This is a genomic window from Streptomyces sp. NPDC002845, assembly GCF_053591955.1.
The window spans coordinates 185,760-203,161 of sequence record NZ_JBSFUU010000002.1 but is presented as its reverse complement, the minus strand read 5'-3'; the positions used below and the strand labels follow the sequence as shown (position 1 = coordinate 203,161).

14 protein-coding genes and 3 tRNA genes are annotated in these 17,402 nt (G+C 70.1%); 11 read left to right on the top strand and 6 right to left on the bottom strand.

Annotated features, from left to right (window positions below):
• Positions 1-44 precede the first annotated feature (44 nt).
• Genes ACWD3C_RS02150 through ACWD3C_RS02140 form a run of 3 tightly spaced genes read left to right on the top strand, consistent with a single transcriptional unit; the run spans position 45 to position 822 of the window.
• The gene (locus ACWD3C_RS02150; RefSeq protein ID WP_451139083.1) at positions 45-425 is read left to right on the top strand and encodes a DUF6415 family natural product biosynthesis protein; all 381 of its coding nucleotides are present in this window, start codon (positions 45-47) and stop codon (positions 423-425) included.
• Complete coding sequence (locus ACWD3C_RS02145) at positions 422-637, top strand: hypothetical protein (protein WP_451139081.1); 216 nt, start codon at positions 422-424, stop codon at positions 635-637. Before ACWD3C_RS02150 ends, ACWD3C_RS02145 begins: the two co-directional genes overlap by 4 nt.
• A complete protein-coding gene (locus ACWD3C_RS02140; RefSeq protein ID WP_451139079.1) occupies positions 634-822 on the top strand; it encodes a hypothetical protein in 189 nt (62 codons plus the stop codon). The genes ACWD3C_RS02145 and ACWD3C_RS02140 overlap by 4 nt, the downstream gene beginning before the upstream one ends.
• A 237-nt stretch (positions 823-1,059) precedes the next feature.
• Here ACWD3C_RS02140 and ACWD3C_RS02135 read toward each other — a convergent pair.
• The 3 genes from ACWD3C_RS02135 to ACWD3C_RS02125 form a co-directional block, all read right to left on the bottom strand.
• Positions 1,060-1,136: transfer RNA gene (locus ACWD3C_RS02135), tRNA-Ile, on the bottom strand.
• A gap of 177 nt (positions 1,137-1,313) precedes the next feature.
• A tRNA-Asn gene (locus ACWD3C_RS02130) sits at positions 1,314-1,386 on the bottom strand.
• 5 nt (positions 1,387-1,391) lie between these two features.
• A tRNA-Asn gene (locus ACWD3C_RS02125) sits at positions 1,392-1,464 on the bottom strand.
• 183 nt (positions 1,465-1,647) lie between these two features.
• Between ACWD3C_RS02125 and ACWD3C_RS02120 the strand changes: the two genes are divergently transcribed.
• From ACWD3C_RS02120 to ACWD3C_RS02105, 4 genes are all read left to right on the top strand, one after another.
• Entirely contained in the window at positions 1,648-1,953 is a 306-nt protein-coding gene (locus ACWD3C_RS02120; RefSeq protein ID WP_451139077.1) for a YtxH domain-containing protein, read from the top strand.
• A 203-nt stretch (positions 1,954-2,156) separates the two neighbouring features.
• Complete coding sequence (locus ACWD3C_RS02115; protein WP_451139075.1) at positions 2,157-3,611, top strand: FGGY family carbohydrate kinase; 1,455 nt, start codon at positions 2,157-2,159, stop codon at positions 3,609-3,611.
• A gap of 172 nt (positions 3,612-3,783) precedes the next feature.
• Positions 3,784-5,517 (top strand): ABC transporter ATP-binding protein, encoded by a 1,734-nt coding sequence (locus ACWD3C_RS02110; RefSeq protein WP_451139073.1) that lies wholly within the window; start codon positions 3,784-3,786, stop codon positions 5,515-5,517.
• Positions 5,517-7,445, top strand: coding sequence for an ABC transporter ATP-binding protein (locus ACWD3C_RS02105; RefSeq protein ID WP_451139071.1), 1,929 nt, complete (start codon positions 5,517-5,519; stop codon positions 7,443-7,445). Before ACWD3C_RS02110 ends, ACWD3C_RS02105 begins: the two co-directional genes overlap by 1 nt.
• Before the next feature lie 449 nt (positions 7,446-7,894).
• Here ACWD3C_RS02105 and ACWD3C_RS02100 read toward each other — a convergent pair whose 3' ends face one another.
• From ACWD3C_RS02100 to ACWD3C_RS02090, 3 genes are all read right to left on the bottom strand, one after another.
• The gene (locus ACWD3C_RS02100; protein WP_451139069.1) at positions 7,895-9,244 is read right to left on the bottom strand and encodes an RNA polymerase sigma factor; all 1,350 of its coding nucleotides are present in this window, start codon (positions 9,242-9,244) and stop codon (positions 7,895-7,897) included.
• Positions 9,245-9,448: 204 nt separating this feature from the next.
• Positions 9,449-11,341: a DNA primase gene (gene dnaG / locus ACWD3C_RS02095; RefSeq protein WP_451139067.1), complete on the bottom strand. Its 1,893-nt coding sequence runs from the start codon at positions 11,339-11,341 to the stop codon at positions 9,449-9,451.
• Positions 11,342-11,771: 430 nt separating this feature from the next.
• The gene (locus tag ACWD3C_RS02090; RefSeq protein ID WP_451139065.1) at positions 11,772-12,749 is read right to left on the bottom strand and encodes a helix-turn-helix domain-containing protein; all 978 of its coding nucleotides are present in this window, start codon (positions 12,747-12,749) and stop codon (positions 11,772-11,774) included.
• A 117-nt stretch (positions 12,750-12,866) separates the two neighbouring features.
• Here ACWD3C_RS02090 and ACWD3C_RS02085 point away from each other — a divergent pair, with 117 nt between their 5' ends.
• Genes ACWD3C_RS02085 through ACWD3C_RS02070 form a run of 4 tightly spaced genes read left to right on the top strand, consistent with a single transcriptional unit; the run spans position 12,867 to position 17,399 of the window.
• Complete coding sequence (locus ACWD3C_RS02085) at positions 12,867-13,748, top strand: branched-chain amino acid ABC transporter permease (RefSeq protein WP_451139063.1); 882 nt, start codon at positions 12,867-12,869, stop codon at positions 13,746-13,748.
• Positions 13,703-14,911 carry an ABC transporter substrate-binding protein gene (locus ACWD3C_RS02080; protein ID WP_451139061.1) on the top strand — a complete coding sequence of 403 codons (1,209 nt, stop codon included), beginning with the start codon at positions 13,703-13,705 and terminating at the stop codon, positions 14,909-14,911. Before ACWD3C_RS02085 ends, ACWD3C_RS02080 begins: the two co-directional genes overlap by 46 nt.
• Positions 14,908-16,716: a branched-chain amino acid ABC transporter ATP-binding protein/permease gene (locus ACWD3C_RS02075; RefSeq protein WP_451139059.1), complete on the top strand. Its 1,809-nt coding sequence runs from the start codon at positions 14,908-14,910 to the stop codon at positions 16,714-16,716. Before ACWD3C_RS02080 ends, ACWD3C_RS02075 begins: the two co-directional genes overlap by 4 nt.
• Positions 16,716-17,399 carry an ABC transporter ATP-binding protein gene (locus tag ACWD3C_RS02070; protein ID WP_451139057.1) on the top strand — a complete coding sequence of 228 codons (684 nt, stop codon included), beginning with the start codon at positions 16,716-16,718 and terminating at the stop codon, positions 17,397-17,399. Before ACWD3C_RS02075 ends, ACWD3C_RS02070 begins: the two co-directional genes overlap by 1 nt.
• Positions 17,400-17,402: the final 3 nt, after the last annotated feature.

Sequence of the window (17,402 nt, the reverse complement as noted above, 5' to 3'; positions counted from 1 at the left end):
GAACACCCCGGGGCGTGGCCGAACGCTGCTGAGGAGCGCCGACAGTGACTGTTTCTACCACCCGCCCAACCGACACGGCAGAGGCGGCCGCCTTGCCCGTCGATATCGAGACGATGCGCACGGCCGCGCGCCGTCTCCTCGCCGACGACGCCGTACTGCCCACGCCGGAGGAACTGGAGACCCTCACCCTCCAGCTCCGCGGGCACCTCGCGCTCACCGTCCCCGAAGTCGAGGCCGCGGCCGAGAAGCTCCCCGAGGACGACATCCCGCGCGCCTGCGCCCTCGCCTGCGTCGGCACCGCCCGCATGCACCTCGGCCTCGAACCCGGCCACGGACTCCCCGCGGGCATCGCGCACGCGCAGCGCCTCGCCCGCTCCGTGAACGCCCTGTGCGACCACGTCGAGAACCTGAGGCACGCCTCGTGAGCCGGATCGAGTGGCAGTGGCGCGACGAGGGCAGCGGGCCCGGCCACATGCAGCGCGTCTCTGTCCACGACGAGGATGACGTCACGCGCGCCCGCAGGGTCCTGCGGGCGCACCTGGCCGCCTGTAGTGCGTGCACAGGACCGGAGCAGTGGTGTCCCGCCTCCGAGCGCCTGTACGCGGCGTACCAGCGCACGAAGGAGCCGGTCTCGTGACCGTCACCGGCCGGGCGCCGCTGTCGGCGCACTGCGACGTCGCGCAGCGGCCCGAGTACAAGCATCTGCACGCTGAGTGCCGCCGGACCAAGGACATACCGCTGCCGCACTACAGCACCGTGCTGCTCGTACGGCGCTGTGGCTGCACCTGCCACCCGTGGAACCGGAAGCCGTCCACCCCCTGAACGCCCCTCCGGCCGGGACAGGAAGCCCGGCAGGAGGTGGCAAGCCCGCCCCGTCGCTGGTCCCGGAAGGACTGCGGCGGGGCGGGTCTTTGCGTGCGGAGCGCCGAACCTTGATCGGCTACCGTTCGGGCCAGCATCGGGCCAGCTAACGATCACCTGAGACGACGAAAGCCCCTCGGCTTCCGAGGGGCTGGCCACCTATCCGCAGGTGAAAACGTTCCTGCCCTGGAGGCGCTGTGGTGGGGCGGGTGGGACTCGAACCCACGGCCGACGGATTATGAGTCCGCTGCTCTAACCGGCTGAGCTACCGCCCCGTTACGGCGCGTCGCGCACATTTGTGCGCGCCGTCTGCCGCAGCATAGCCGCTCATACGATCTCCTGCTTCGGATGGTCGGCTTCGCATGCGCTTCTTGACCTTGAGGACTGTGGCGCGGCCCGCGCGGTTCCGCAGGACATGAAAAAGGACCCCTACGGGGTCCTCGTTCAGGCTGCTCCCCCGACTGGACTCGAACCAGTAACCTGCCGGTTAACAGCCGGCTGCTCTGCCAATTGAGCTACGGAGGACCGAGCTCCCCCGACTGGACTCGAACCAGTAACCTGCCGGTTAACAGCCGGCTGCTCTGCCAATTGAGCTACGGAGGAATGCCTCGTTGCATCGAACGTACCTACCTGGGTATTCGCCAGGGGGCGCGCGCTCGCTGCGACACATACATTAGCGCAAGCAGGGGGGTGCTCCGCCAATCGGTATCCCCCGGCCCCGGCGCCCGCAGGGGCAACGCAGGGGACCGACGCAGACGCAGCAGACGCAAGGGAAAGGTGGCCGCCATGCGCTATCGGCTCACGTTCGTCGCCGGAGTGGCCCTGGGGTACGTGCTGGGCACGCGAGCCGGGCGCGAGCGGTACGAGCAGTTGAAGAAGTCCGCCCGGCAGTTCGCGCAGAACCCGGCGGTGCGCAACACCGCGGAGTCGGCCGCCCAGCAGGGGCGCGCGTTCGCAGGGAAGGCGTACCACACGGTGAGCGAGAAGGTCGGGGACCGTGTGCCCGACTCGGTCGCCGAGCGGGTCCGGTCGCTGCGGGAGCGGAACGCGAACAACAGCGGCGAGGACGACTGGGGGACCAGTAACACCTAGCTCGGTCCGACATCTCGGTCCGACATCGCGGTCCGACATCGCGGTCCAACGCCTGAGGCCAACGTCTGGGTTCAGGCCCCAGGTCCAGCGTCCAGATTCAGCGTCCGGGTTCAGTGTCCAGGCCTGCGACGCCCGGCCGCGCGCCCGTCCCGGCTCGTGCAGCGCGGCACCCCCACCCCTTCCCGTACGGCAGAATTTGTGGCATGGGGATAGTCGCCGGGCTGGACAGTTCGCCCGATTTCACTCGTATCGTCGTCTGTGACTCGGACACAGGGGCCGTGCTCAGGCAGGGCTATGCCCCGCACCCGGTGGAATCGGCCGAGGGCGGTGGGCGGCCGTCGGACATCGACCCGCAGGCCTGGCTGTTGTCCCTGGGTGAGGCGGCCGGGGGCGGGCTGCTCGAAGGTGTGCAGGCGATCGGGGTGTCGGCGCAGCAGAACGGGCTGATCGCCCTGGACTCGCAGGGCAACACCGTGCGCCCGGCCATGGTCGGCGGGGACAAGCGGGCGCAGGTCGCGGCGGCTGATCTCGTCGACGCGCTCGGGGGGCGGCAGGCCTGGGCGGAGTCCGTGGGATGCGTACCGGGGGCCGCGCAGCCCGTGACCAAGCTGCGCTGGCTCAGCAAGACGGAGCCCGACGCCGCCGTACGCACCGCGGTGCTGATGCAGGCGCACGACTGGCTGGTCTGGCAGTTGCTCGGGAGACCGGTGCGGCGGACCACCGACCGGGGCGGGGCCTCCGGTACGGGGTACTGGTGCGCGGCCAAGGGCTCGTACCGGACCGACCTCGTCGAACTCGCGCTCGGGCATCAGGTCATGCTGCCCGAGGTGCTCGGGCCGTCCGACGCCGCCGGTACGACGCCGGAGGGGCTGCTCATCTCCGCCGGCACCGGGGAGACCATGGCGGCCGCCTTCGGGCTCGGGATAGGGCTCGGGGACGCGGTGGTGTCGCTGGGGGCCTCCGGGTCCGTCATGGCCGTACATCCCGAGGCGCTCGTCGACTCCAGCGGGATGATCACCTCTCTCGCCGATGCCACCGGTATGCATCTGCCGGTCGTGACGACCCTCAACGCCGTACGGACCCTGCGCGGCGCCGCCGAGATGCTTTCGGTGCCGGATCTGGAGGGGCTGTCCGACCTGGCGATGAAGTCGACGCCGGGCGCCCACGGGCTTGTGCTGCTGCCGTATCTGGAGGGTGAGCGGACGCCGAACCTGCCGCACACCGCCGGGACGCTGAGCGGGCTGCGGCGGGAGTCGATGAGGCCCGAGCACCTGGCGCGGGCGGCGTTCGAGGGCATGCTGTGCGGGCTCGCGGACGCGCTGGACGTGCTGCGCGGGCGCGGGGTCGACGTACGGCGGATCTTCCTGCTCGGCCCGGCGGCCGAACTGCCCGCCGTGCAGGCGGCCGCGCCCATGCTGTTCGGGGTGCAGGTCGTGGTGCCGCAGCCCGCGGACTACGCCGCCCTCGGCGCCGCCCGGCAGGCGGCCTGGGCCCTCGGCGCCTCCCAGGGCACCCTCGACCCGCGCACCCCGCCGGCCTGGCAGGGCGCGGTCGGGCAGGTCCTGGGGCCCGGCGAGGAACTGGCGGTCGGACAGGCGGTGCGGCAGCAGTACGTGTCGGTACGGGAACAGACGCATCCGGGGGCGTTCCGGGCCTGACGGCCTGACGGTCTGACAACCCATCGGCAACCCACGGCAACCCATTGACACCTCACCGACAAATCACCGACAAACCCACCTCTTGGCTTAATCAGTTGAGGTAACGCAGGCGGAGTGTCCGACGATGGGGGGTGGTGCACCCAACCCCGTCGCCGACTCCGAGAGACCACGCGTGCTCATACGACTGCTGAAAACCCATCTCCGTCCGTACAAGAGACCCATCGCCCTGGTGGTGCTGCTGCAGTTGGTGCAGACCTGCGCGACCCTCTACCTGCCCACCCTGAACGCGGACATCATCGACAACGGCGTCGTCGAGGGGGACACGGGTTACATCCTGACCTTCGGCGCGCTGATGATCGGCGTCTCGCTGGCGCAGGTCGTCTGCAACATCGGGGCCGTGTACTACGGCGCCCGTACGGCCTCGGCGCTCGGCCGGGACGTCCGGGCGGCCGTCTTCGACCGGGTGCAGTCGTTCTCCGCGCGTGAGGTGGGCCACTTCGGGGCGCCCTCGCTGATCACGCGGACGACGAACGACGTGCAGCAGGTGCAGATGCTGACCCTGATGACGTTCACGCTGATGGTCTCGGCGCCGATCATGTGCGTGGGCGGGATCGTGATGGCGCTCGGGCTGGATGTGCCGCTGTCGGGCGTGCTGCTGGCCGTCGTACCGGTGCTCGGCATCTGCGTCAGCCTCATCGTGCGGCGGCTGCGTCCCCTCTTCCGCACCATGCAGGAGCGGCTCGACACCGTGAACCGGGTGCTGCGCGAGCAGATCACCGGCAACCGGGTGATTCGCGCCTTCGTACGGGACGACTACGAGAAGCAGCGCTTCCGGGGCTCGAACACCGAACTCACCGATGTGTCCCTCGGGACCGGGCGGCTGCTCGCGCTGATGTTCCCCATCGTCATGACGGTCGTGAACCTGTCGTCGATCGCCGTGCTGTGGTTCGGCGCGCACCGTATCGACAGCGGCGGGATGCGGATCGGCGCCCTGACCGCCTTCCTCGCCTACCTCATGCAGATCGTCATGTCCGTGATGATGGCCACCTTCATGTTCATGATGGTGCCGCGCGCCGAGGTCTGCGCCGAGCGCATCCAGGAGGTGCTGGACACGGAGAGCAGTGTCGTGCCGCCCTCCGCGCCCGTACGGGAGCTGCGGCGGCACGGGACGCTGGAGCTGCGGGGAGCCGGGTTCCGCTACCCCGGTGCCGAGGAGCCGGTGCTCAGATCCGTCGACCTGGTGGCCCGGCCCGGCGAGACGACGGCCGTCATCGGGTCGACCGGCAGCGGCAAGTCCACCCTTCTCGGCCTGGTCCCCCGCCTCTTCGACGCCACCGACGGCGAGGTGCTCGTCGACGGTGTCGCCGTGCGGACGCTCGACCCGACGCTGCTGGCGCGGACCGTCGGGCTCGTACCGCAGAAGCCGTACCTCTTCTCGGGGACGGTCGCGACGAACCTGCGGTACGGCAATCCGGACGCGACCGACGAGGAGTTGTGGCACGCGCTGGACGTGGCGCAGGCGAAGGAGTTCGTGGAGAGGCTGGAGAACGGGCTCGACTCGCCGATCGCGCAGGGCGGCACGAATGTGTCGGGTGGGCAGAGACAGCGGCTGGCGATCGCGAGGACGCTGGTGCAGCGCCCGGAGATCTACCTCTTCGACGACTCCTTCTCGGCGCTCGACTACGCCACGGACGCGGCCCTGCGTACCGCTCTCTCCCGCGAAACCGCCGAGGCGACCGTCGTGATCGTCGCCCAGCGCGTGGCGACCATCCGGGACGCCGACCGGATCGTCGTCCTCGACGAGGGCCGGGTCGTCGGCACCGGACGCCATCACGAGCTGATGGCGGACAACGAGACCTACCGGGAGATCGTCCTGTCCCAGCTCACGGAAGCGGAGGCTGCCTGATGGCGGGGCCGATGGCTCGGATGGTGGCCGGGAGCGGCCCCGACGCGCACACGATGGACTTCAAGGGGTCCGGGAAACGGCTGATCGCGCAGTTCAGGCCCGAGCGGGCCACCATGTACGCGATGCTCGCGTGCGGAGTGCTGAGCGTGGGCCTGTCCGTGCTGGGGCCGTGGATTCTCGGCAGGGCGACGGACCTGGTGTTCGCGGGGGTCGTCGGGCGGGAGATGCCCGCAGGTGAGACGAAGGCCGAGGTGCTGGAGTCCAGGCGGGAACGCGGGGACGACGGCGTGGCGGACATGCTGTCCGGCACCGACTTCACCCCCGGCCAGGGCATCGACTTCACGGCGGTGGGCAACGTCCTGCTCGTGGCCTTCGCCGTGTTCGTGGCGGCGGGTTTGTTGATGGCCGCGTCGACGAGACTCTCGAACCGGGCCATCAACCGGACCATGTACCACCTGCGCGAGGACCTGCAGGCCAAGCTGTCGCGACTGCCGCTGTCGTACTTCGACCAGCGGCAGCGCGGTGAGGTCCTCAGCCGCGCCACGAACGACATCGACAACATCGGCCAGACCCTTCAGCAGTCGGTCGGCCAGCTCGTCAACTCGCTGCTGACGATCGTGGGTGTGCTGGTGATGATGTTCTGGGTGTCACCGCTGCTGGCGCTGGTCGCGCTGGTGACCGTACCGCTGTCCTTCGTCGTGGCCACACGGGTCGGCAAGCGGTCGCAGCCGCACTTCGTGCAGCAGTGGCGGACCACCGGGAAGCTCAACGCCCACATCGAGGAGATGTACACCGGGCACACGCTGGTCAAGGTGTTCGGGCGACAGGAGGAGTCGGCGAAGCTGTTCGCCGAGCAGAACGAGCGGTTGTACGAGGCCGGGTTCCGCGCTCAGTTCAACAGCGGGGTCATGCAGCCGCTGATGTTCTTCGTGTCGAACCTCAACTATGTGCTCGTGGCCGTGGTCGGTGGGCTGCGGGTCGCGTCGGGGGCACTGTCGATCGGTGATGTGCAGGCCTTCATCCAGTACTCGCGGCAGTTCTCGATGCCGCTGACGCAGGTGGCGTCGATGGCGAACCTGGTGCAGTCGGGGGTTGCCTCGGCCGAGCGGATCTTTGAGCTGCTGGACGCGGAGGAGCAGGGGGCGGACCCTGTGCCGGGCGTGCGGCCGGAGGAGCTGCGGGGGCGGGTGGCGTTGGAGGGGGTCTCCTTCCGGTACGAGCCCGAGAAGCCGCTCATCGAGGATCTGTCGCTGAAGGTCGAGCCCGGGCAGACGGTCGCGATCGTCGGGCCCACGGGCGCCGGCAAGACGACGCTCGTGAATCTGCTGATGCGGTTCTACGACGTCACGGGCGGGCGGATCACGCTGGACGGGGTCGACATCGCGGCGATGTCCCGTGACGAGTTGCGGGCCGGGATCGGGATGGTGCTCCAGGACACGTGGCTGTTCGGGGGGACGATCGCCGAGAACATCGCGTACGGGGCCTCTCGTGAGGTGACGCGGGGGGAGATCGAGGAGGCGGCTCGGGCGGCTCACGCGGATCGGTTCGTCCGGACGTTGCCGGACGGGTACGACACGGTGATCGATGACGAGGGGGCGGGGGTGAGCGCGGGTGAGAAGCAGCTCATCACCATTGCCCGGGCCTTCCTGTCCGACCCCGTGATCCTGGTGCTGGACGAGGCGACGAGTTCCGTGGACACCCGGACCGAGGTGCTGATCCAGAAGGCGATGGCCAAGCTCGCGCATGGGCGGACGTCGTTCGTGATCGCGCATCGGTTGTCGACGATTCGGGATGCCGACACGATTCTGGTGATGGAGAACGGGGCGATTGTGGAGCAGGGGGGCCACGCGGAGTTGCTGGCGGGGGGCGGGGCTTATGCGCGGCTGTACAAGGCGCAGTTCGCGGAGGCGGTGGCTGAGGTGGATTGATCGGGGGTGGGGGGGGTGGGGGTGCGCGTGCATTGGTTTCGCCCCCGCCGCCCCTACCCGTCCCATCCTCCAGGGGCTCCGCCCCTTCGACCCCGCCAGGGGATGGGTGGTGTGGGTTGTCGGGGAGCTGCGGGTTGTGTGTGGCTTGTCGCGCCCACGCGGCGTAGCCGCATATCGATACACCCCGCGCCCCTGAAGGGGCGCGGCTCCAGCCCACGCCAGCCTTTGCAGCCCGGGCCAGGCACCACCAGCCCGTCCGGCGCTTGAGGACGAGGCCGTTCAGGCCGATCCCGCAGCACCCCCACCCACCCGCAGGCAACCCACCCGCCCCGGGGGTCCAGGGGCGCAGCCCCTGGCGGGGTCGAAGGGGCGGCAGCCCCTGGGGGATGGGACGGGTAGGGGCGGCGGGGGCGAGAAACGCCGGTGCGGGCCCCCGCGTGCAACCCCCGTCAGTCCAAGTAACCCCGCAACTGGTCCGCGAACGCGTGGTCGCGGAGCTTGTTGAGGGTTTTGGACTCGATCTGGCGGATCCGTTCCCGGGTGACGCCGAAGATGCGGCCTATCTCCTCCAGGGTGCGGGGGCGGCCGTCCGCCAGGCCGTAGCGGAGTTGGACGACCTTGCGTTCGCGTTCGCCGAGGGTGGAGAGGACCGCTTCGAGGTGCTCCCTGAGGAGCAGGAAGGCGGCCGACTCCACGGGACTGGTCGCGTCGCCGTCCTCGATCAGGTCGCCGAGGGCGACGTCGTCCTCCTCGCCCACCGGGGCGTGCAGGGAGACCGGCTCCTGGGCGAGGCGCAGGACCTCGCTGACCCGCTCGGGCGGCAGGTCCAGGTGGGCCGCCACCTCCTCCGGGGTGGGCTCGTACCCCCGTTCCTGCAGCATGCGCCGCTGGACACGGACGACCCGGTTGATCAACTCGACCACGTGGACGGGGACCCGGATCGTGCGGGCCTGGTCGGCCAGGGCACGGGACATGGCCTGGCGGATCCACCAGGTGGCGTACGTCGAGAACTTGTACCCGCGGGCGTAGTCGAACTTCTCGACGGCCCGGATCAGACCGAGGTTGCCCTCCTGGACGAGGTCCAGCATGGTCAGACCGCGCCCCACGTACCGCTTCGCCACCGACACCACGAGCCGCAGGTTCGCCTCGATCAGGCGCCGCTTGGCCATCCGGCCCATGACGACGAGCTTGTCGAGGTCGAGGGCGAGCTGGCTGTCGAGGTCGGGGGTGTTGCCGAGCTTCTCCTCGGCGAACAGGCCCGCCTCGACACGCCGGGCGAGCTCGACCTCCTCGGCGGCCGTCAGCAGCGGGATGCGGCCGATCTCGCGCAGGTACTGGCGGAACAGGTCCGAGGAAGGTCCGCCCGTGTCGGTGCGGACACGCGGCAGGCTCACGGGTTCCGCGGATTCCACGGATTCCGGCGCCTCGGCCGTCGTCTCCACCACCGCGTCCGCGGGCGGCTCGCCGAGTTCCGGCGGCGCCTCGGGCTCCGCCTCGGGGTGGTGTGCGATCCGGCTCTGCGCGGGCACCGCCGTGAACACGGCGCTCTCCGCGTCCGGCTCCGTGCCGTCGGCGGTATCCGTACCGGCCGTACTGGCCGTACTGATGTCGGTCTGGGTGAGGGTCTGGGTCTGCACGGGGGCGACCTCCAGGAATGTCGCTGCTGAAGCGTGCGGCAGCGGAACGTCGGGGATGGCGTCGCCGGCCTCGCCGCCGTCCATCCCGTAGTCATTGAGCGGAACCGCGGGGAACTCGGACCCGTGGGGGACGGGTCGGCCGCGCTCCGAGGACTCAGGCACCGGAACCCAGTGTGGAGTACGACACATCGCCGCCACGAGGGGCGTGCGGTGACTTTTTGAGTCCGGTCCGTGACCGCGTGGTTACCCTGCCGTACGAGTGCGCTGCTGAGAGGGCGTGAAACGCCTTGAGGGGCGTACCGGATTGGCATGTGCGCCAGGGCCTCTCAGCCAAGGCCCGGCCGGGGTCGGCCAGGGCCCACGGCCTCAGAGCGCCTCCGCGCCCCTCTCCCGCAGCGCCTGGTCGTACTGCTGGAGCACCCACAACTCGTTCTGTACGGCCGCCAGGGCGGCAGGGTCGCCGCTCATCGTCAGGCGGGTCAAGGTGGACTGGACGTCGTGGATCCGGCGCTCGACCGCGCGGCGGCGGACCGAGACCAGAACGCTGCCCGCGTACATCTCGTCCACGGCGCGCCGCATGATGGCCTCGACCGCCAGCTCCGTCACCATCGCACGCACCGCGTCGTCCGGGGCAGCCTCGCGGGCCTGGACCAAGTAGTCCTGAGGGTTCTGAGCGCCGTACTCCGTGCCACCCGCATCCGCGATCGTCTGCCGTACGGCCGCGTAAGGCAGGGCGGTGAACTCGTCGACTTCGAACGCGTCGAAGGCCGGGGAGACCAACTCCGGTTGCTGCAAGGCCAGTTTGAGCAGCTCGCGCTCCGCCTTGTGGACAGGGTTGCGCAGGTTCAAAGGGGGACCCCCGAAGGCCCGGGGAGGAGACGTATCAGTCTGGCCGGAAGGTACGGGCCTGGACACCGGGCCCTGGCCGCCGCTGCGCCGATGAAGGAAGCCGACACGGTCCACTACGAACTCGGGGTCCAGAATGCCCACCAGGCCGGCAAGCTCCACGGCCATCTCACGCCGCGCGGTGCGCTCCTTGATCCGGGCCGCCACAGGGGCGGCCTCTTCCAGGGCTGCCGCTCGGCCTCCAGGGGTCTCCAAGTCGTAGCGCTTCACGATCTGTTGCAGAGCAAACTTGAACAGCGGCGTACGAGACTCGATCAGTTCTGTGACTGCCCCGTCGCCCTTCACCAGGCGCAGTTCGCACGGGTCCATGCCATCCGGTGCGATCGCGATGTACGTCTCGGCAGCGAACTTCTGATCGTCCTCGAAGGCTCGCAGGGCCGCCTTCTGGCCGGCTGCGTCGCCGTCGAAGGTGAAGATCACGCTTGCCGACGTCTTGTCCATCAGCAGGCGGCGCAGGATCTTGATGTGGTCGCCGCCGAAGGCGGTACCAGAGGTCGCGATGGCCGTGGTCACCCCGGCCAGGTGGCAGGCCATCACATCCGTGTAACCCTCGACCACCACCGCGCTCCTGGTCCTCGCGATCTCCTTCTTGGCGAGGTCGATGCCGTACAGGACCTGGGACTTCTTGTAGATCGCCGTCTCGGGGGTGTTGAGGTACTTGGGGCCGTTGTCGGACTCGTACAGCTTGCGCGCGCCGAAGCCGACGACCTCGCCGCCGATGTCACGGATCGGCCACATCAGACGGCCCCGGAAGCGGTCGATGGGGCCGCGGCGGCCTTCCTGTGAGAGGCCGGAGAGGAGGAGCTCCTTGTCGGTGAAGCCCTTGCCGCGCAGGTAGCGGGTGAGGTGGTCCCAGCCCTGGGGGCTGTAGCCGACGCCGAAGTGGAGGGCGGCGGCCTGGTCGAAGCCGCGTTCGGCGAGGAAGAGGCGGCCGGTCTCGGCCTCGGGGGAGGTGGCGAGCTGCTCGGCGTACCACTCGGCGGCGATCTTGTGGGCCTCGACCAGGCGGATGCGCTCGCCGCGCTGGTGGGACGGGTTGTAGCCGCCCTCCTCGTAGCGCAGCGTGATGCCCGCCTGGGCCGCGAGCCGCTCGACCGCCTCGGAGAAGGAGAGGTGGTCGACCTTCATCACGAACGTGATGGTGTCGCCGCCCTCCTGGCAGCCGAAGCAGTGGAAGAGCCCCTTGCTCGGGCTGACCTGGAAGGACGGCGACTTCTCGTCGTGGAAGGGGCAGAGTCCTTTGAGGTTTCCTCCGCCCGCGTTACGCAGCTGGAGGTACTCGGACACCACGGCGTCGATCGGGACCGCGTCCCGTACCGCCTTCACGTCCTCGTCGTTGATCCGTCCTGCCACGCCGTGATTCTACGGGGCAGGACCGACAACTCTGGGGCACGGGCAGCGCCCCTTCAGGGGCGCGGGGCTGTGCCATGGTGCGGCTCCGCCGCGCGGGCGCGACCAGCCACACAGAAACCGTTCCCTTCTTTCTTACGGTTGGCCGCCTGGTCGGCCTTCTCCGGGATCACCGCCCGGATCTTGCGTCTGCGCACTCATGAGGGCTGGGCTTGTCGAGGACAGACGGGTGCCTGGCCCTACGACGTGTTCGGGGCCGGTGCCGGGGTGGAGGGGTCTGTGGATCTTCAGCCGGGAGTGTCGGTAGTCCCCGGAGACAGGTCGGGCGGAGGAGGTCTCACATGCACCCATTCGGCTCCATGCACCGTCGCCGGGTCGGCGCCATGGGGTAGGAACGGTTGGCGCGGGAGGAGTACGCCATGACCTTGGAACCTCAAGATCCCCGACCGTCGCTCACTGGAGGCCGCTGCTCCGGTGACACCCGGGTTCCGCAGCGGAAGTCCCGCGGGGCGATACCGTATTCGGCCTTGAAGATTCTGCCGAAGTAACTCGGGTCGTGGATGCCCCAGCGGGCTGCCACGGCGTATGCCGGAAGGTGGGCCAGGTCGGGGTCGGCCAGGTCCTGGCGGATACGGTCCAGACGTCGTCGTCGGATGTGGTCGCCGAGCGTCTCCCCCTGTCGCTGGAACATGGCGTGCAGGGACCGGACCGAGATGTGGTGGGCGGCGGCGATCCGAGCGGGGGAGAGCTCCTCGGCCAAGTGCAGGTCGATGTGTTCAAGGACGCGCTCCAGCCGGTGCCCGTGAGCGGGCTGCGGGTGCCGGCCGTGCCGACCGTACTCGCGGACGAGGGTCCGGACGATGCCGGTGACGTGCTCGCCCATCTCTCCCTTCGACAGCGGGCCGAGGTGGTGGCCCCGGTGGGCGAGTTCGACGAGCATCGAGGAGAGGATCCGGCCGCCGGGGGACCGAGCGAGCTCCTGGTTCACCATCGCCTCGGGGGTCCGCCGCGTGAGCGTGTCCGTGCTGTGGTCCAGCCTCATCAGGAACCAGTGGTAGTCGCTGCCGAAGTCGAGGCGGAACGGGCGCCCACCGCTGTAGAGGATGAAGTCGCCCGGCGACAGCGTGCAGCGGCGGCCCTTCTGTTCGATCGTCCCGTCTCCCGCCACCAGCAGCCCCAGCAGCGTCTCGGCTCTGAGGGCCGAGGCCGGCGGGTGCGAACCGACCTGGGCCCGTTGCTCGCCGACGATGTCGCAGGCGGGAAGCGCACCGAACCGCTCCGAGCGTATGTCGGCGGCATAGGGGGCCGCCGTCTTCACCAGGACGGTGTCGGACGCCCTGGCGCGGTCGGAGGACTCCGTGTCCAGGTAACCGAAGACGAGCGTGCCGTCCGGACGGGCTTCGAGGGACATCAACTCCTCCACTGCGCTCCAGTACCAGAGGTCTGCGCTCTGGGACCAACGCGGACGTCGGGGTTGGCAGATAGTCGCACTCATCCCCGGTCCGCGGAAGTGGAAGGACACCATCACGTGGACGTACTCCTCGCGATCCTCACCCTTTTCGGCCTCTACGCGCTCACCACCGTCGGCATGGCCGTGACCTTCGCGGCGAGCCGGGTGGTGAATCTGGCGCAGGGCGACCTGGTCATGGTGGGGGCCTACACGGCGGCGATCGCCACCGGCCCGGCTTTCGGCTGGAGGGTGGCGCTTGCCCTGGTGGCGAGTGTTCCGTTGCTGCTGCTGATCGAACGGCTGCTGCTGCGGCGTCCCGTCGCGGACGGGCTGGCGACCCTGCTCGTCACCTGGGGGGTCGGCATGGCGCTGCGGCAGGTGGCGGAGCTGCTGTTCACCTCCACTTCTCGTTCGGTCGGGGCGCCGGTCGACGGGACGGTGACGGTGCTGGGCGCTCCCTATCCGGTCTACCGGCTGGTCTGCGGCCTGGCCGCGGCCGCGGTCGTCGCCCTGGTGCTGTTCGCCGCCTACCGGACCGACTGGGGTCTCACCCTGCGCGCGGTGGCCGACAACCCGACCATGGCGGCGTTGCTCGGCATCGACCCGCGCCGGCTGCGCAGCACCGCGTTCGTGGTGGGAGGGCTGCTGGCGGTGCTGGCAGGGGTGCTGTACAGCCCGCTGCTCGCGGTGAATCCGACCATGGGCTTCAGCCTGCTGGTTCCGGTGTTCTTCGGGCTGCTGTTCAGCCGCCCCGGCGCGCTCGCGACGGCGGCGGGGGCCGCACTCCTCATCGCCACGCTGTCGGTGCTGCTGCGTACCTGGCTGACCGACGTGCTGGCCGAGGTCTTCTTCTATCTGATCGTCGTCGCGGTCGCGGCGCTGCGCTCGCGTCCCTGGATTCGGAGGTACACGTCATGGCTCACTCGCGTTCGCGTTCGCGTGCCGGCACGGGCGTCCTGACCGTCGCCGCCCTGCTGGCCCTGAGCGGCTGCGGCGGATCGGCGATTTCGGACACCCAGGACGGCGGGGACGGGCCGTTGAGGATCGGTCTGATCGTGCCGCTCACCGGGCCCGTCTCCACGACCGGCAAGGCCCTGCGCAACGGCTTCGAACTGGGCGTCAAGAAGGTCAACGACGCCGGCGGTGTGAACGGCAGGAAGGTCGAGTACATCGTCGTCAACGACGCGGGCGACCCGGCCACCTCGACGCAGCTGGCCCGCAGGCTCGTCCAGCGGGACGGGGTGTCGATGCTCTTCGGCACGATCACCGGGGACACCGCCGAGGCCGTGTCCAACGTCGCGGACGACGCGGAGGTCCCGTTCGGCACGGCGATACTCGGCGATGCCGAGAAGTGCCACCCCTACGCCTGGGGCTTCGGCGAGAGCACCCGCCAACTGCTCAAGCCGACCGTCCCCGAGCTTGTCGACACCTACGGCAAGAAGGTCGCGATCGTCGGGTCGGACTACAGCTACCCACACCTCTACGCGGAAATCGCCAAGAAGGCGGTGAAGCAGGCGGGCGGCTCCGTCGTCGCCGAAGAGTTCAGCCCGATCGGGCAGACCGACTGGCAGCCGGTGATCAATCGGCTCAAGGCCGCCCGGCCGGACGTGCTGCTGACCATGGTCGTCGGTTCCGACGCGGTCTCGTTCAGCCAGCAGGCCGATCAGTTCGGACTGCTCACACCCGAACTCGGCTACGAGGGCGCACCGCTGGACAGCGACTACTACCCGGCCCTCAGCAAGCTGGTGAACGGCCGCACGCACACGGTCCGCTGGACCGACAGCCTGGACGACCCCGACAGCCGCGCGTTCGTGGCCGACTACCGGGCGGCGTACGAGTTCAAAGGCCCGATGCCCGAGGTGGCGGGCAACGCGTACTTCGGCGTCCAGTTCTTCCTGGCCGCCGCGCAGAAGGCCGACGACGCCGACGGCAAGGCGGTCAACACCGAGATCGGACGGCTGAAGTTCGACTCGCCCCTGGGCAAGGGCACCCGATTCGAGCCCACCAATCACGTGCTCCAGGCGGACATGCTCCAAGTGACGATCAAGCAGGGCGGCACATACGAGGTCAGCCGCGAGCTCGGCCGCGTCGCCGACACCACGAGCAAGCCGGGGTGCGCGTGACCGCCCCGGGGCGCGACGCCGGCCGGCGCGGCGACGAGGTCGGCGTGCTGCCGCCGCCGTCCGCCCGCGACGCACACGACGGGCCGGGCGGCCGCGGTGACACGGCCGCGCCGCGATCCGTGCGGCGACGTGCCCGCGCGGGTGCGGCGGTGCGCTTCGCGCTGGTCCTCGTGCTCCTGGCGGCGGCTCCGTTCGGGCTGAGCACGTTCGCCCTGGCCACCCTGACACTGGGACTGTGCAACGGGCTGTTCGCCCACGGCCTCGACCTTTCCTGGGGGCGGGCCGGACTGCTCAGCGTGGGCCACGCGTCGTTCTTCGGGCTCGGTGCCTACGCCGTCGCGCTCAGCCAGGAGCACCGCTGGCCGCTCACCGCGCTGTTGGCGGCGGCCCTGGTGGCCTCCGTCCTCATCGCGCTGCCGATGGTCCGGATCGGACTGGCCTCCGGTGTGCCCGACGCACCACTCATCCTGCTGACGATCGGTGTGAGCCTGCTGCTCCAGCACGCGGCCAACAGCCTCACGGATCTGACCGGTGGGACCAACGGGCTGTCGATCAGCAGCCAGGGAACGGTCTCCGCCTATTACCTGACCCTCCTGGTCGTGGCCGTCGTCGTGGCCACGACCAGCGTCACGGTGGTTCGCAGCCGGTTCGGTGCACGGTTGATCGCCGCGTCCCGCAACCCGGAGCGCGCCGCCCAGACCGGCACCGACCCGGTGCGCGTGCGGACCACGGCGTTCGCGGCCAGCGCGGCGGTGTCGGCGGTCGCGGGCGCGCTGTACGCGCCCGTCGCGGGGCTGGTGTCACCGCAGGTCTTCGGGCTCGCTCTGTCGACCAGCGTGCTCGTCTGGCTCGCCCTGGGGGGCAGGGAATCGACCCTGGGCCCGTTCCTCGGGGCGATCCTGATCACGGCGGGCGGACAGATGCTCGGCAGCACCTGGCAGGGCTGGTACGTGCTCGCGCTCGCCGCCCTGTTCGTGCTGGTGGTCCAGGTCGCCCCGGCGGGTCTGGCGGGGTTCGCCAAGGCCTTCACGCGCGGCCCGGCGGTAAAGCTGCCGCCGGCCGCGGCGGTGGCGCACCACCGGAAGGACGCGGGCGACGACGCCGGTGAAGGACCCGCCGTCGCGCTGCAAGGCATCCGCAAGTCCTTCGGCCCGGTGAACGTGCTGCGCGGCGTGGACCTTACGGTCGAGGACGGCCGGTGCGTATGCCTGATCGGCCCCAATGGTGCGGGCAAGTCCACCCTGCTCGCCGTCATCGCGGGCCAGCTCGCCGCCGACGCGGGAGAGGTGAGGATCTTCGGCGCGGACGCCACCGCGATGCCCGTCCACGAGCGCGTACGCCTGGGCCTGGGCCGGATGTTCCAGATCCCCAGCATCCTGACGCAGCTGTCGCCGGCCGACAACATCAGGCTGGCCCGGCTGGACGCGCCACGGCACGTGGAGCTGCCCGCCGAGTACGACGACCTGGCCGGCGACGAGACGAGTGAGGCCAGGGCCCTGCCGCTGGCCGACCGGCGGCGGCTGGAGCTGGCCATGGTGCTGGCCGGAGCGCCCCGGCTGATGCTGCTCGACGAACCCGCGGCCGGGCTCGGACCCGACGACGCCCGCGCTCTCGTCCGCGAACTGAGGAACGTCTCGCGCCGGACGGGTTGCGCACTGCTCGTCGTCGAGCACGACATGGCGATCGTCCGCGAACTGTCCGACGATGTCGTGGTCCTGCACGACGGACAGGTGATCGCCCACGGGTCCATGGACGAGGTCGCCGCCGATCCCACGGTGCGCGAGGCATACCTGGGGGTGCACTGATGCTGCGACTGGACGGACTGTGCGGCGGGTACGGGCAGGCGGCCGTCGTCCGCGACGTGACCCTGCGTGTCGCTCCGGGCGAGCGCGTCGCGCTGCTGGGCCGCAACGGAACCGGCAAGACCACCCTGCTGCGCACCGTCTTCGGCCTGGCCGACCGGCAGGGCGGAGGCGTGCGCCTGGCGGGACGTGCCGTGCCGCCGGGCCGCCCGGAGCTGCCGGCGCGATGGGGCGCGGCCCTCATGCCCGAGGACCGAGGTGTGTTTCCCACCCTCACGGTCGCGGAGAACCTTCGCCTGGCCGTGCGCCGGGGTTTCGTCCCGGCGGTCGATCCCCACGAAATCTTCCCCCTGCTGACCGAACGGAGCCGGCAGCCCGCGGGAACGCTGTCCGGCGGGCAGAAGCAGCAACTCGGCATCGCCCGGGCGATGCTCTCCGGACAGTCACTGATCGTGGTGGACGAGCTCACCCAGGGGCTTCAGCCCTCGGTCGTCCAGCAGGTCCTGGACGCGCTGAGCCTCATCGCCGCCACCGGCGTGGCCGTGGTGACCGTCGACCAGCACACCGGGCTTCTCGGCGACCGCTGGGACCGGGCGGTCGTCATGGAGGCCGGCCGGGTCGTCTTCGACGGCCCGAGCACAGCGCAGAACCGGGAGGAGCTCGACCGGCTGCTCACCATCGGCTGACCC

What these genes read in the sequence shown, in the direction of transcription:
- ACWD3C_RS02120 (WP_451139077.1), top strand. Translation starts at nt 1,648, where the DNA reads ATGCGCTATCGGCTCACGTTCGTCGCCGGAGTGGCCCTGGGGTACGTG.
- ACWD3C_RS02115 (WP_451139075.1), top strand. Translation starts at nt 2,157, where the DNA reads ATGGGGATAGTCGCCGGGCTGGACAGTTCGCCCGATTTCACTCGTATC.
- ACWD3C_RS02105 (WP_451139071.1), top strand. Translation starts at nt 5,517, where the DNA reads ATGGCGGGGCCGATGGCTCGGATGGTGGCCGGGAGCGGCCCCGACGCG.
- ACWD3C_RS02090 (WP_451139065.1), bottom strand. Translation starts at nt 12,749, where the DNA reads ATGTCCCTCGAAGCCCGTCCGGACGGCACGCTCGTCTTCGGTTACCTG.
- ACWD3C_RS02080 (WP_451139061.1), top strand. Translation starts at nt 13,703, where the DNA reads ATGGCTCACTCGCGTTCGCGTTCGCGTGCCGGCACGGGCGTCCTGACC.
- ACWD3C_RS02070 (WP_451139057.1), top strand. Translation starts at nt 16,716, where the DNA reads ATGCTGCGACTGGACGGACTGTGCGGCGGGTACGGGCAGGCGGCCGTC.